At 70.5% G+C, this 13,930-nt stretch carries 14 protein-coding genes; 9 read left to right on the plus strand and 5 right to left on the minus strand.

Going from position 1 to position 13,930, the window contains the following annotated elements:
• A partial coding sequence (locus tag BM041_RS21190) for a hypothetical protein (RefSeq protein ID WP_139226128.1) occupies window positions 1-437 on the minus strand: 437 nt, incomplete at its 3' end.
• Window positions 438-722: 285 nt separating this feature from the next.
• Complete coding sequence (locus BM041_RS21195) at window positions 723-1,757, minus strand: LLM class flavin-dependent oxidoreductase (RefSeq protein WP_092961909.1); 1,035 nt, start codon at window positions 1,755-1,757, stop codon at window positions 723-725.
• 52 nt (window positions 1,758-1,809) lie between these two features.
• Between BM041_RS21195 and BM041_RS21200 the strand changes: the two genes are divergently transcribed.
• Complete coding sequence (locus BM041_RS21200) at window positions 1,810-2,280, plus strand: nucleoside deaminase (protein WP_092962083.1); 471 nt, start codon at window positions 1,810-1,812, stop codon at window positions 2,278-2,280.
• A gap of 19 nt (window positions 2,281-2,299) precedes the next feature.
• On the opposite strand, the gene BM041_RS31910 is transcribed toward BM041_RS21200, so the two are convergent.
• Window positions 2,300-4,525 (minus strand): VCBS domain-containing protein, encoded by a 2,226-nt coding sequence (locus tag BM041_RS31910; RefSeq protein ID WP_092961910.1) that lies wholly within the window; start codon window positions 4,523-4,525, stop codon window positions 2,300-2,302.
• 116 nt (window positions 4,526-4,641) lie between these two features.
• Window positions 4,642-5,931: a DUF445 domain-containing protein gene (locus BM041_RS21210; RefSeq protein WP_092961911.1), complete on the minus strand. Its 1,290-nt coding sequence runs from the start codon at window positions 5,929-5,931 to the stop codon at window positions 4,642-4,644.
• A gap of 226 nt (window positions 5,932-6,157) precedes the next feature.
• Here BM041_RS21210 and BM041_RS21215 point away from each other — a divergent pair, with 226 nt between their 5' ends.
• Window positions 6,158-6,910: a metal ABC transporter ATP-binding protein gene (locus tag BM041_RS21215; RefSeq protein ID WP_092961912.1), complete on the plus strand. Its 753-nt coding sequence runs from the start codon at window positions 6,158-6,160 to the stop codon at window positions 6,908-6,910.
• Between the two features lie 4 nt (window positions 6,911-6,914).
• On the plus strand, window positions 6,915-7,778 hold the full coding sequence (locus BM041_RS21220) for a metal ABC transporter permease (protein ID WP_456303967.1): 864 nt from the start codon (window positions 6,915-6,917) through the stop codon (window positions 7,776-7,778).
• A gap of 10 nt (window positions 7,779-7,788) precedes the next feature.
• Here BM041_RS21220 and BM041_RS21225 read toward each other — a convergent pair whose 3' ends face one another.
• Window positions 7,789-8,298, minus strand: a complete 510-nt coding sequence (locus tag BM041_RS21225; protein WP_092961913.1) for a YqhA family protein — start codon at window positions 8,296-8,298, stop codon at window positions 7,789-7,791.
• Window positions 8,299-8,383: 85 nt separating this feature from the next.
• On the opposite strand from BM041_RS21225, the gene BM041_RS21230 reads away from it, so the two are divergent.
• The 6 genes from BM041_RS21230 to BM041_RS21255 all read left to right on the plus strand — a co-directional run bounded on the left by BM041_RS21230 (window position 8,384) and on the right by BM041_RS21255 (window position 13,853).
• The gene (locus BM041_RS21230; protein WP_092961914.1) at window positions 8,384-8,734 is read left to right on the plus strand and encodes a RidA family protein; all 351 of its coding nucleotides are present in this window, start codon (window positions 8,384-8,386) and stop codon (window positions 8,732-8,734) included.
• Window positions 8,731-9,747, plus strand: a complete 1,017-nt coding sequence (locus BM041_RS21235; RefSeq protein ID WP_092961915.1) for a potassium channel family protein — start codon at window positions 8,731-8,733, stop codon at window positions 9,745-9,747. The genes BM041_RS21230 and BM041_RS21235 overlap by 4 nt, the downstream gene beginning before the upstream one ends.
• A gap of 79 nt (window positions 9,748-9,826) precedes the next feature.
• Window positions 9,827-10,897 carry a dTDP-glucose 4,6-dehydratase gene (gene rfbB / locus BM041_RS21240; RefSeq protein WP_092961916.1) on the plus strand — a complete coding sequence of 357 codons (1,071 nt, stop codon included), beginning with the start codon at window positions 9,827-9,829 and terminating at the stop codon, window positions 10,895-10,897.
• 47 nt (window positions 10,898-10,944) lie between these two features.
• Window positions 10,945-11,931: an NAD-dependent epimerase/dehydratase family protein gene (locus BM041_RS21245; protein WP_092961917.1), complete on the plus strand. Its 987-nt coding sequence runs from the start codon at window positions 10,945-10,947 to the stop codon at window positions 11,929-11,931.
• A gap of 14 nt (window positions 11,932-11,945) precedes the next feature.
• On the plus strand, window positions 11,946-13,076 hold the full coding sequence (locus BM041_RS21250) for a DegT/DnrJ/EryC1/StrS family aminotransferase (RefSeq protein WP_092961918.1): 1,131 nt from the start codon (window positions 11,946-11,948) through the stop codon (window positions 13,074-13,076).
• A 36-nt stretch (window positions 13,077-13,112) separates the two neighbouring features.
• Complete coding sequence (locus BM041_RS21255) at window positions 13,113-13,853, plus strand: SDR family NAD(P)-dependent oxidoreductase (protein ID WP_092961919.1); 741 nt, start codon at window positions 13,113-13,115, stop codon at window positions 13,851-13,853.
• The last annotated feature ends 77 nt before the right edge of the window (window positions 13,854-13,930 follow it).

The following is a 13,930-nucleotide window of genomic DNA, read 5'->3' on the forward strand; positions in this document are numbered from 1 at the left end:
TGGTCGTTGATCTCCCGCTCCACGAAGCGCCCGGTCCGCTTGCCGTTGACGCCGGGGAAGGGCCAGTAGGGCTCCATGCACCAGACCTTCCCGGGCTCACTCGGCCAGATGACGTTCATATGGGCGAAGCCGGTCAGGTGCTTGAAGGCGATGCAGACCGGCGTCGGCCCGATCGGCAGCCGGTCCAGCGTGGCGTTGGGCGTCTTGAACACCATGGTGCCCATCTTCAGCCGCTGGTCGTTCCGCCAGGCCTGGACCATGTATTCCGGGATCATCGCGCCATCCCCGTCCAGGCTGCGGTGGTAGATCTCCATGATCTTCGCCTGGCTCCAGGAAGGCCGCCCGCCCGCCACCGCCTTCAGCCACCAGGCGAGGCACGCCGCCCAGCAGGAATTGCCATGCGCCTGCCCGATGCTCGGGATGGTTCGGTAGGACATGATGCGGCTCCTCGCGGCCCAGGGACCCTGCGGCGAGGGGGGCGGCAGGGTCAATGCCGCGGCGGGCCGGGTGAAACAGCGCGGCACAGGCCGCGCAACACGGCGAAACGCCCGGCTTGACAGATAGGAAAAATTGCCGCATCATCCGCGGTCAGCCAAGGCCCCAGCCACGCCCGGAACGCTCCATCCACGCCCGGATGCCGCCCGCCGCCGATGCGTGGAATGCGACTAAACGTCCTAAATCGGCATAATCGGCTTAAACGGGTTAGCGACTAAAATGTCACGTCACGCCGCCTTCGCGATCCCCGGCGCATTCGCCTCCGCCAGCAGTCGATAGGAAGTCCGCCGCGCCTCCGCATCGTGGCAGGGGGTCAGCACCGCCACCTCCTCCACCCCATGCGCCGCGGCCAGCGCCCGCAGCCGCGCCAGCACCTGGTCCGGCGCGCCGATGATCGCCCGCGCGCGCATCCGCTCGATCCGCGCCAGATCGTCCGGCGTGTAGGGGTAGGCTTCCGCCTCCTCCACCGTGGGCAGCGGCGGGAAGACCCCCTTGTCCCGGAACAGCCGCCACAGGGCGCGGGACTTGAACAGGCGATGCGCCTCGGCCTCCGTCGCCGCCGCCAGCGCGAAGACCGCGACGGCGCCCTGCGGCGCGGCCAGGCGCCCCGGCGTGGCGGGGTGGGGGCGGAAGCCCTCCCGGTACAGCGCCATCGCTTCCTCGCTGCCCCGGCCATCGGTGATGAAATGCGCGAAGCAGTAGGGCAGGCCGAAATAGGCCGCGAGCTGCGCCCCGAAATCGGAGGAGCCGAGGATCCACACCGCCGGCCTTGTCGGCACCACGGGGTTGGCGGCGACCATCCGGAAGGGATGGCTCTCCGGCAGCCCGTCGCCGAGCCAGCCCATCAGATCCTGCACCTGCTGCGGGAAGCGGTCCGCCGCCTGCGCCGCATCCGGGTTCAGCGCATAGGCCGTGCGTCCGTCGCTGCCCGGCGCGCGCCCGACGCCGAGGTCGATGCGCCCGGGCGCGATCGCCTCCAGCACCCGGAACTGCTCCGCCACCTTCAGGGCGGAGTAGTGCGGCAGCATGATGCCGGCGGTCCCGATGCGGATGCGGCTGGTGGTGGCGGCGATGGCGGCGCAGAGGATCTCGGGCGCCGTGCCCGCATGGGACTGGCTGTTGTGGTGTTCCGCCATCCAGTAGCGGTGGTAGCCCCATTGGTCCGCCAGCCGCGCCAGCGCCAGCGTCTCCCGGATCGCCTCATCGGCGCCGCGGCCGGATGCGATGGTGGATTGGTCGAGGATCGACAGTGTAAGCGTCATGCGAAGGATGGTGGCGCTTCCGCGCTGGAACGTCGAGGGTTGGAGTGTGCCGATGACCGATGCCGACTTCATGCGCCAGGCGATCGAGGTCAGCCGCCGCGGCATGGCCTCCGGCGCCGGCGGGCCCTTCGGCGCGGTGGTGGTGATGGAGGGACGGGTGGTGGCGGAGGGCTGGAACCAGGTCACCTCCACCAACGACCCCACCGCGCATGCGGAGGTCGTCGCCATCCGCCGCGCCTGCGCCGCACTCGGCCGCTTCGACCTGCGCGGCGCGACGGTCTACACGAGTTGCGAGCCCTGCCCGATGTGCCTGGCCGCGCTCTACTGGGCCCGCGTCGATGCCGTGGCCTATGCGAATGACCGTTTCCAGGCCGCCGCCATCGGCTTCGACGATGAGCTTCTCTACACGGAACTGCCCAAGCCCATCGAGGCCCGCAGCCTGCCGATGCGCCGCCTGCTGGCGGCCGAGGCGCTGGAGGTCTTCGAGGCCTGGGCCAACAAGCCCGACAAGGTCGCCTACTGAGGGCGCCGGTCCGGCCTCTTCACCACACCGCGTCGCGCAGCGCCACATTGTCCAGCAGCCCGCCATAGCTGTCATTGCCGGAGGCGTCCTCGACGAAGGCCAGGATGTCCATGCCCTTGCGGCCCTCGACGATGAATTCGTAGCTGGTCCATTCCTTGGTCGTGGGCTGGATGAAGGCCAGCTTCTCCTCGTTCCACGCCACGACGAAGCCCTCGGTCGCCGGCTTGTCGGTGCGGGCGCGGGCATCGAAGGTCAGCACGTACTTCTCGCCGGCCTCGACATCGATCTCCTGGCTGATGCGGTCCACGGCGCGGTCGTAGTCGATCTCGATGTGCTGGCGGCCGTCGCTGGCCTTCATGCCGCCATAGCCGGCCCAGACCTCGATCGCGCCACCATTGTTGCTCCAGCCCTCCACATCCTTCACCGGGGACCAGGCGCCGTCCTTGATGGCGGGCTCCTCGAAGCTGCCATTCACCAGCAAATTGGCGCCCTTCTCCCGCGCCCCCTCGATGGTGACGGTCACTTCCTGGCTGGTGCCGCCATCGGCGGAGACCACCACCAGCGTCTCCACCAGCGCCTCGCCCTTCGCGATCTCGCGCAGCTTGTCGGCCGGCATGTCGAGCACATAGGTCCAGTCGCCGGATTTGGCGTCGAAGTCGAAATGGCCGTAGCGGCCCTCCAGGCCCTTGGCGTCGCCGAACACGGCCTCACCGGCATCGAGGTCCGTGATGGAAAGGCGCCCGCCCACCTTCTCCGCCGCCCCGGCGCGGATCGTGCCCTCGGTCTCGCCGCCGATCGTCGCCGCGTCGTTGGCGCCGAGGATGGTGATGGTCGCGACCGCCATGCCCGTGTCGCCATCGGCATCCGTCACGCGATAGCTGAAGGTGGCCTCGGCGCTCTGCCCGGCGCGCAGCGCCTGGAAGGCATCGCCGCCCGTCCAGCTGAAGGCGCCATCCGCGCCCAGCACCAGGCTGCCGCCGCTGGCCGCCGTCACCAGCCGCACCGCCGCCACCAGGTCGGCCACGCTATCATTGGCCGTGACGTTGCCGGCGACGCTGGCCGCATCCTCGGAGACGGTGAAGCGGTCCGCCACCGCCACCACCGAATCATCCGCCGCCGTCAGCGCCACGCCATCCACCGTCACCGCCGCGGCTTCGAAGCTGCGGACCGTGAGGGACTGCGTGGCGAAGCGGAAATCCGCCCAGGGGGTGCTTGCGGAATGCGAGAGGAAGCGCGCCAGGTCGCCCTGGAAACTCGCCCCCATCCAGTCCGCCCGGGTCAGGGAGAAGACCAGCGTGTCGACCCCCGAGCCGCCGTCATAGACATCGCCGCGGGCGCCCGCGACATCCATCACCACGCGGTCATTGCCGCCATCGGCGAAGACCTGGTCGGCGCCCGTGCCGGCGGCAATCAGGTCGTCGCCCTCTCCGCCATACACCGTGTCGTTGCCCGCGCCGGCCAGGATGGTGTCGGCGCCCATGTCGCCGCTGGCCAGGTCGTTCCCGGCATCGAGGTCCACATGATCGTTGCCGCCATTGGCCCAGACCACGTCGTTGCCGGCGCCGGCCAGCACGGTGTCGTTGCCGTCATCGGCCCCGATCGTGTCGTTGCCCGTGCCGCTGGTGATGCTGTCGGCGCCCTGGCCGGCCCAGACGGTGTTGTGGCCATGGCCGGCCGCCACCGTGTCATTCCCGGCATCGCCGACGATGCTGTCATCGCCCGCGCCGGCGGTGATGCGGTCATGGCCCTCGCCGCCCACCACCGTGTTGCGGCCCTCGCCGGCCAGGATGGTGTCGTCCCCGGCATCGCCATACAGGGCATCGTCCCCCGCGCCGCCATCGACGCTGTCATTGCCCTGGCCGCCCCAGACGCTGTCATTGCCGCCGCCGGTCACGAAGCGGTCCGCGCCATCCTCGCCCCAGGCCGTGTCGTTGCCCTCGCCGAGGTTCATCGTGTCGTCCCCGGCGCCGCCCCACATCAGGTCGTTGCCCGCGCCGCCATCCAGGCTGTCCGCGCCCGCGCCGGCCCAGAGCTGGTCGTTGCCCGCATCGCCCGTCAGCGTGTCGGCGCCGGCCTCGCCCCAGAGCAGGTCGTTGCCGTCCCCGCCGCGGATCAGGTCGGCGAAGGCACTGCCGAAGACGCCGTCATCCCCGGCGCCGGTCAGCACCTCGATCGCGTCGCTCGCATTCTGCAGATGGAGCCAGTCGGCCTGGTTGGTGGCGGTGCGGATGATCGTGCGGGGCATCGGGGGCGCTTCCTGGTGTCTCGGCTCGCAGGGTGCAGTTGCGTTTTGCAACCGGACTGCGTCTTGCCGGGATCAGTGCAGCCCCCATGCCAGGCGGGGTGCCAGGCGTGTTGCGGCTACCCCGCCACCCGCCCGAACACCGCCGTCAGCAGCGCATAGAGCGCGCCCCCCACCAGGAACCCCACCAGCGTGCCGTTGATGCGGACATATTGCAGGTCCTTGCCGACCCGCAGCTCGATCTTCTCCGTCACCGTGGCCGTGTCCCAGTTCCGCACCACGCCGGCGATGAAGTCCGATAGCTGGGTCCGCGCCGCCGGCAGCAGGGCGATCAGCACGCGCTCCGCCCCCTTGTTGAGGCGCGCCCGCGCGCCCTCATCCTCCGCCAGCATGGTGCCGACATTGGCCAGCGCGCCGGCCAGCACCTGCACGGTGCGGCCCTGCGGGTTCGCCGCATCGGCCTCCAGCGCCGTGCGCAGCCTCTCCCAGATGTCGCCGAGCCAGGTGGCCACGGCGGGGTGGCGCAGCGCCTCCCGCAGCGCGCGGCCCAGCGCGGCGGCGCGTTCCGGGTCGTTCTCCAGCCGCGCGACCTCGGCCTTCACCCAGCCCTCGAAGGCCAGGCGCAGGTCGCTGTCGCCGGGCTCCACCTTGTCCAGTTCGGCATTGAGGGCGGAGAGCACGCGCCGCGCGATGGTGGCGCCGGCCAGCCAGCCCATCAGCGCACCGCCCTCCGCCCGGACCCGGGCGGCGATGGCCGCCTGCAGCTGGTCCTCCTTCGCCGCCAGCAGGGCCTTGAGCTGGCCGACGGCCAGGTTGAACACCTCCTGGTGGCGCCCGCCCTCGATCAGCGCGGTCAGGGCGCGCGCCACGACGCGGGCGGCGCCGGGCCCGCCGGCGATGCGCGGCAGCAGGCGGGAGAACAGGCGCCGCGCGCGGCCATCCTCCAGGCTGGCCAGGATGCGGGGCATGGCGCGGGCCAGCGCGGCCGCCGCGGGCTCGACCGAGGCCGGATCGTTGAACCAGCCGCGCAGGATGCCGGCCAGGTCGAGCCGCGCCAGGACGCGCGCGACCTCGGCTTCCGTGAACACATGGTTCGCCACGAAGCGGCCGAGCCCCGCGCCCAGCCTCTCCTTCTGCCGGGGGATGATGGCGGTGTGCGGGATGGGCAGGCCGAGGGGATGGCGGAACAGGGCCGTCACCGCGAACCAGTCGGCGATGCCGCCCACCAGCCCGGCCTTCGCGGAAGCCTGCAGCAGGTCCGTGCCATAGCCCGGTGGCAGCCAGTAGCTGCCCACCAGCAGCCCCCCCATGCCGGCCAGCAGCAGCGATGCCGCCCGCCGGTGTTTCGTCAGCGCGCGCCGCAGCTCGATATCGGGGTCTTCGGGGGGCGGGGGAGGGAGGGGCTGCATCACACCCCCGCAGTTAGGCCCCCGCCATGCGTTTTCCCAGCCATGCGCGGAGCGGGGCTTTGAATGTCACCCCGGCGGCGCTACATCGGGCGTGACGTTATAAGGTAACCATGCGCCCCCCGTTCCCCGACCCCCTGGCCCTGTCTTCCGGTGCCGGCGCCCGCCTGGCGCTGGCGGGGCTGGTGCTGGCCGGGCTCTGGGGGGCCGTGGCCTGGGCGATGGCGCTGTGACCGCGCGCGGGCCGGCCGTCGAGATCCGGGACCTGACGGCGACGCATCAGCGCCACCCGGCGGTCCACCATGTCTCCGCCCGGTTCGAACCGGGCAGCCTGACGGCCATCGTCGGCCCGAATGGCGCGGGCAAGACCACCCTGCTGCGCAGCATCGCCGGCCTGCACCGGATTGATTCCGGCCGCGTCGCCATCACCGGCATCCCCTCTGGCGCCAGCCCCCGCCTGGCCCTGCTGCCGCAGCAATCCGGCATGGACCGCGCCTTTCCGATCCTCTGCCTCGATGTCGTGATGCAGGGCATGTGGTCGAAGCTCGGCGCCTTCGGGGCGGCCTCCGCCGCCGACCGCGACCGCGCCCAGGCGGCGCTGGAGGCCGTGGGCCTGGGCGGATTCGCCCGCCGCCCGGTCGGCGCCATGTCCGCCGGCCAGTTCCAGCGCCTGCTCTTCGCCCGCCTGCTGGTGCAGGACGCAGATTTGATCCTGCTGGATGAGCCCTTCAACGCCGTCGATGCCCGCACCGCGGCCGATCTGCTGGCCGTGGTCCGCCGCTGGCACGGGGAAGGGCGCACCGTCATGGCCGTGCTGCACGACATGGATCTGGTGCGGGACGAATTCCCGCATTGCCTGTTGCTGGCCCGCGAATGCGTCGCCAGCGGCCCGACGGCGGAAGTGCTGTCCGCCGCCAACCGCCTGCGCGCCCGCCGGATGGCCGAGGCCTGGGACGAAACCGCCCCCGCCTGCGCGGCCTGATCCCTTGGAAGCGCTGTTCGGCCCCTTCGTCGAATTCGGCTTCATGCGCCGGGCGCTGGTGGGCTGCCTGGCGCTGTCCGTCGCGGCGCCCCTGCTCGGCATCTTCCTCATGCTGCGGCGGACCAGCCTGACGGCGGAGGTCCTGGCCCATGGCGTCACGCCGGGCATCGCGGCCGGCTTCCTCATCGCCGGGCTGTCCGTGCCCGCCATGTCGATCGGCGGGCTGGTGGCGGGGCTGGTCGTGGCGGTCGGCGCCGGGGCGCTGTCCCGCGCCACGGGGGGGCGGGAGGATGCGGCGCTGACGGCGCTCTATCTTATTGCCCTCGCGCTCGGCGTCACGCTGGTGTCGCTGCGGGGCGATACGGGGGATCTGACCCACCTGCTGTTCGGCCAGGTGCTGGGGGTGGATGACCCCGCCTTGCTGCTGATGGCCGGCGTCGCGACGCTGACCCTGCCGGTGCTGGCGCTGGGCTGGCGGCCCCTCGCGCTGGAATGCTTCGACCCCGGCTTCGCCCAGGCCGAGGGCGTGGGCGGCGGTGCCTGGCACCTGGCCTTCCTCGGCCTGGTGGTGTTGAACGTGCTGGCCGCCTTCCAGGCCATGGGCACCCTGATGGCCGTCGGGTTGATGATGCTGCCCGCCGTCGCGGCGCGGCACTGGTCACGGGAACTGGCGGGGCTCGCCTATGCCGCCGTGGGACTCGCCGCCGCCGCCAGCCTGGGCGGGCTGCTGGCCAGCTATCACCTGGACCTGCCCTCCGGCCCCGCCATCGTGCTGGCGGCGGGTGGGCTCTGGGTGGTGTCGGTGGTCGCCGGGCCGGTGGACGGGCTGCTCGCCCGCTGGCTGCGCAGGCCGCACCTGGCCGGGTAGCCGCTGGCGGCTACAGCTTGCCGGCCTTCTTGCTGGCGGCGGTGATGCGATCCACCAGCCCCAGGACCAGCGCGCCCAGCAGGAACATGCCATGGATGGCCAGGCCCCAGGTCACGGCGCGGTCGTCGTAATTGCCGATCTCCATGAAGATCTGCAGCAGGTGGATGGAGGAGATGGCGATCAGCGCGGTCGCCAGCTTCAGCTTCAGGTTCCCGGGATCCACCGCCGCCAGCCAGGCCACATCCTTCTCGCCCTCCTTGGCCCCCAGCGGATTGACCAGGCTGTCGTAGGAGGACACCGCCACCATCACGACGAGCGAGGCGACCAGCGCGGCATCCAGCAGGTGCAGCAGATCCAGCAATTGCTGGTTGTCCGCCCCATTGGCGGCGTTGGTCGCGAATTTCCACAGCTTCTTGAGGAAGCCCACGGCGTAGATCGCGAGGGCCACCACCAGCCCGCCGAAGAACACCACCAGCAGGTAGCGGCTGGCGATCATGGCCTTGTCGAGGATGGACTGCATGTCAGGCTCCCGGTTATCCGCGATGTGGCATTCGCCGGCGCGGTTTGGAAGCTTGCCACGCCGCCTTCATGACGGGAGACGAACCATGACCATTCGCCGGATCGCGGAGGAGCAGCGCCTGTCGGGCGCCGTGATGGGGGGCGGCATCATCTGGCTGGCCGGCCAGGTGGCGGATGACCCGACGCTGGACGCGGAAGGGCAGACGGCTGACATCCTGGCCCAGATCGACGCCCTGCTGGCGGAAGCGGGCACGGACAAGCGCGCGCTGATGTCGGTGACGATCGTGCTGGCCGATATCCGCGACGCCCCGGCCATGAACCGCGCCTGGGATGCCTGGCTCGACGCTGGCGCCAAGCCCGCCCGCATGACGATCGAGGCCGCGCTGGTCGATCCGCGCTGGAAGGTCGAGATCACCGGCGTGGCGCTGGCGCCGTGAACCCGCTTCCGCCGCGCCGGCTGCTGCATGCCTGGGCCCGATCCGTCGTCTTCACCGTCGCGCTGTCCCTGCTGGTGGCGCTGGGGGTGGGGGATGAGGGGCTGGCGCTTCCGGCCGTGGTGCTGGGCGTGGCGGGTCTCGGGCTTGGCCTGCTGTATCGCCTGTTCCCGCGCGGGCTGCACTTCGCCTTCGGCACGGCGACGGGCCTGGCACTCTATGCCACGCTCTTCGTCGTGCTGGGGCGGGCGCAATTCCCGCAGGCCGCGGAATGGTCCCGCCCCATCGCCTTCCTGCTGCCGGTGCTGGCCTTCCTGGGCACCGTCTTCTGGCGCCGGCACGAATTGGCGGAGATCGCGGAGAAGCAGGAGGCCGAGAGCCTGGACCTGCTGCCCTATGCCGCGCGCTGGCTGGCCGGCGTCTCCGCCGTGGGCATCATCTGCTTCGCCCTGCCGGTGAACCGCCTGGCGCCGGAATGGCAGGCGCTGACGCTGATGGCGGCGATGGCCGTGATCGGCGGCGTGGTCGCCTACTCGGTCCGGGACGTGGTGCGACTGCTGGTCGATGTGGCGCTGATCATGGAGGAGTTGGGCAGCCGCGCCCGCCACCTGGCGGTGCCGATCGTGGCCTTCCTGCTGATGTATGCGCTGCTCGTCATCGGCTTCGGCGCCGCCTACCGCATCGCCGACGGGCTCAGCCACCAGGCCTTGTTCCATGGGCCGGAGGGGCCGATCCGGCTGAGCTATTCGGATGCGCTGCACTTCTCCATCGCGACGCTTTCCACCGTCGGCTACGGCGATATCCGCCCCGCCGACGACGGCGCGCGGGTACTGGCGAGCCTGGAGGTGCTGGCGGGCCAGCTTCTCCTGTTGTTCGGCTTTGCCGAGATCATGCGCAGCCGCCGGGTGCGGACGGAAGGCCCGGCCGGCCGGGCGCGGGCGGCGGCGGACGCCCATGTAGACCCTGGCGGGGCCGCCGGGCATTCTCCGCCGCCGCGCGGCCATGGCGGGCACTGAGGCACCGCAGTGCCGACACGCCCGGGCCGCGGGGCTGCCTTAATTCAGGATCATTCCTGACGCCGACCGAGGAGTGGACATGCGTATCCTGCTGACGGGTGGCCTGGGGTTCATCGGTTCCGCCGTGATCCGCCGCCTGATCGCCACCACCGATCATGTGGTGGTGAATGTGGACAAGGAGACCTATGCGGCGAGCCATGAGGCGCTGGACGCCGCCCGCGGCCACGCCCGGCATGTCCACCTGAAGGCCGATATCTGCGACGCGGCCGCCATGGCGGCGGCGTTCCAGGAATGGCAGCCGGAGGTGGTGATGCACCTGGCGGCGGAAAGCCATGTGGACCGGTCCATCGACGGCCCGGCCGAGTTCATCCGCACCAATGTGGTGGGCACCCAGGTTCTGCTGGAAGCGGCCCGCGCCTATTGGTCGGGCCTCGACGCGCCCTGCAAGGCCGCCTTCCGCTTCCACCATATCTCCACGGATGAGGTCTTCGGGTCGCTGGAGTCGAGTGAGGAAAAACCCTTCGACGAACACACGCCCTATGACCCGCGCAGCCCCTACAGCGCATCCAAGGCGGCGTCGGACCATCTGGTGCGGGCCTGGCACCACACCTACGGATTCCCCGCCTTCGTCTCCAACACCACGAACAACTACGGCCCCTGGCAATTCCCGGAGAAGCTGATCCCGCTGGTCAGCCTCAATGCGCTGGATGGCAAGCCGCTGCCGGTCTATGGCGATGGTTCCAACATCCGCGACTGGATCCATGTGGAGGACCATGCGGAGGCGCTGGTGCTGGCGGCGCTCCATGCCGGCAAGCCCGGCGGCACCTATTGCATCGGCCCGCGGCAGGAACGCAGCAACCTCCAGGTCGTGCACGCGATCTGCGCCGTGCTGGACAGGCTGCGGCCGGACCCCGCGGGGCCCCGGGCGCGGCTGATCACCTTCGTGAAGGACCGGCCCGGCCATGATTTCCGCTACGCCATGGACCCGACCTCGGCCGAAATCGTGCTGGGCTGGCGGGCGAAATACGATTTTGAGAGTGGGCTGGAGCACACCTTGCGCTGGTACCTCGACCATGAGGATTGGTGGGGCCCGATCCGCGCGCGGCGCTATGCGGGGCAGAGGCTGGGCGGCGCCAACACGGCAGGTTGATGCCTGTGGGGGCGGAACGACGACGGAAGGAAACGGTTTCGGTGGCCATGGATAGCTGGCGCGGCAAGCGGGTTCTGGTGACGGGCGGGGCGGGGTTCCTGGGCAGCGGCATCTGCCACGCCCTGGCCGCGCAGGGCGCACGGGTGGTGGCGCTGGACGCCATGGTGCCGGATGGCGGCGCCAATCCGCTGAACCTGGAAGGCAGCAACGTGATGCTGGTGCGCGGCGACATCCGCGATGCGGAGATGCACAGCCTGTGTCAGGGCATCGACGTGCTGTTCAACATGGCCGCCCAGACCAGCCATATGGGCGGGCAGAAGGACCCGGTCTCCGACATCGCCATCAATGCCGTGGCGCAGGTGCGGCTGATCGGCATCATGCGGGAAGCGGCGCCGAAGGCGGTGGTGGTGCATGCCTCCACGAGGCAGTTCTATGGCCGCCCGCAATACATGCCGGTGGATGAGAAGCACACGGTGAACCCGCCGGATTCCAACGGCGTCTCCAAATGGGCCGGGGAGCAGTACTGGCTGCTGGAGAACCGGGTGCATGGCCGCCCCGTCGTCTCGCTTCGCCTCACCAACTGCTATGGCCCGCGGCTGCGCATCAAGGATGCGCGGCAGACCTTCCTCGGCATCTGGATCCGCCGGGTGCTGGAGGGCGAGCCCTTCGAGGTCTGGGGCGGCGAGCAGCTGCGCGACCTCACCTACCTCGACGACGTCACCGATGCCTTTCTCCGCGCGGCCAGCCACGCGACGGAGCCGCAGGTGAATGGCCATGTCTTCAACATCGGCGGCCCGCCCCCACTCTCCCTGAAGGATTTGGCGGATCGCCTGGTCGCGGCGAATGGCGGCCAGGGCAGCTATGTCATGAAGGAATTCCCGGCCGACCGCGCGCAGATCGACATCGGCAGCTACGCCGCCGATGACCGCGCCTTCCGCGCCGCCACCGGCTGGTGGCCGCGGGTGGATGTGGATGAAGGCTTGCGCCGGTCGCTCGAATGGTACCGTCCGCGTCTTGAAGAATATGTGGCCTGAGGGGGCCCACGAGCATGAACGCCACCACCATCACCGTCCCGCAGGCCGATCCCGGCGCCGGCTACCGCGCGCATAAGGAGGAGATCGACGCCGCGGCGCTGCGCGCGCTCGGCTCCGGCTGGTACATCCTGGGCAAGGAAGGCGAGGCCTTCGAGAAGGAATACGCGGCCTGGCAGGGCCAGAAGCGCGCCGTCGGCTGCGCCAATGGCACGGATGCGCTGGCGCTGACCTTGCGCGGCATGGGCATCGGCCCGGGCTGCACCGTCGTCACCGTCTCCCACACCGCCGTGGCCACGGTGGCGGCGATCGAGATGACGGGCGCCACGCCGCTGCTGGTCGACATCGACCCCGACACCTTCACCATGGATGCCGATGAGCTGGTGGCGGTGCTGGAGGACCCGCCGCCGGGCCTGCCGCCGATCCGCGCCATCATCCCCGTGCACCTGTATGGCCAGGCCTGCGACCTCGACCCCATGCTGGCGGCCTGCAAGGCCCATGGCGTGATGCTGATCGAGGATTGCAGCCAGGCGCATGGCGCCACGCTGACCGGTCGCAAGGTCGGCACCATGGGGGACGCCGCCTGCTTCTCCCTGTACCCGACCAAGAACCTCGGCGCGCTGGGCGATGGCGGCGTGCTGACCACGGATGACGAGGCCCTGGCCGACCGCATCGGTGCCATCCGGCAATACGGGTGGAAGGAGCGCTACATCAGCGACGGCGTCGGCGTGAACAGCCGGCTCGACGAGATCCAGGCCGCGATCCTCCGCGTGAAGCTCAACTACCTCGATGCCGGGAACGCCCGCCGCCAGGCGATCGCGGCCGCCTATGACGAGGCGCTGGCCGGCACCCGCTACGCCGCGCCGATCCGGCGGGAGGGATCGGGCCATGTCTTCCACCAGTATGTCCTGAGGGTGCCGGAACGCGCGGCACTGATGGCCCGGCTGCGGGCGGAAGGCGTGGCCACCGCCATCCACTACCCGTCCCCCGTCCACCTGCAGCCCGCCTATCGCGGCCGCACGGCCCTCGGCCCGGCCGGCTGCGCGGAGACGGCGCGGGCGGCGGCGGAGGTGATGAGCCTGCCGATGTTCCCGGAACTCACCGATGCCCAGGTCGGGCATGTTTGCACGGTGCTCCGGGGGTTGTAGCAAGCGGGATCACCATAACCGGGGGATCCCAGGACCATGACGACGAAGAAGACCGCCCTCATCACCGGCGCCGGCCGCAACATCGGCCGAGCCATCGCCCTCGGCCTGGCGGAGGATGGGTTCAACGTCGTCGTCAACGGCTCCTCCGACCGCGCGGCGGCGGAAGCGGTGGCGGCCGATGCCCGGGAGAAGGGCGTCGGCGCGCTGGTCGCCATGGGAGATGTCGGCAGCCCCGAGGATTGCCAGCGAATCGCCCGGGAAGCGATTGCCGCCTTCGGCGCGGTTGATGTGCTGGTGAACAACGCCGCGCTGCGCCCCCAGCACAGGTTTCTCGAACTGACGCCGGCGGAGTTCCGCCGGGTGATGGCGGTGGACCTGGAAGGCGCCATCTGGCTGTCCCAGGCCTGCATCCCCGGGATGCTGGAGCGCGGCTGGGGCCGGATCGTGAACTTCACCGGCATGAACGCGATCCATGGCTATGCTGGCCGCGCGCCCGTGTCCGTCGCGAAGCACGGCCTCTGGGGCCTGACGAAGTCGCTCGGCAAGGAATTCGGGCCGAAGGGCATCACGGTGAACGCCATCTCCCCTGGTCCGATCGAGGCCGATGACGACCAGCCCGGCGTGCAGACCCACCGCCACGGCTATGTCGCCAAGGTGCCGGTCGGCCGGATGGGCAAGCCCGCGGAGGTCGCGACGGTGGTGCGGATGCTGGTCAGCCCGGGGGGCGCCTATGTGAACGGCCAGATGCTGGCGGTGAATGGCGGCGCGGAGACCTGACGCCCCCTTTTCATCCTTTGGCGTTTCGTCAAGATTTTGGACACAGCCTCGCGCGAATATGACGCTAGGGTGAGGGT

The sequence above is a fragment of the Falsiroseomonas stagni DSM 19981 genome (assembly GCF_900114315.1).
GTDB lineage: Bacteria > Pseudomonadota > Alphaproteobacteria > Acetobacterales > Acetobacteraceae > Falsiroseomonas > Falsiroseomonas stagni.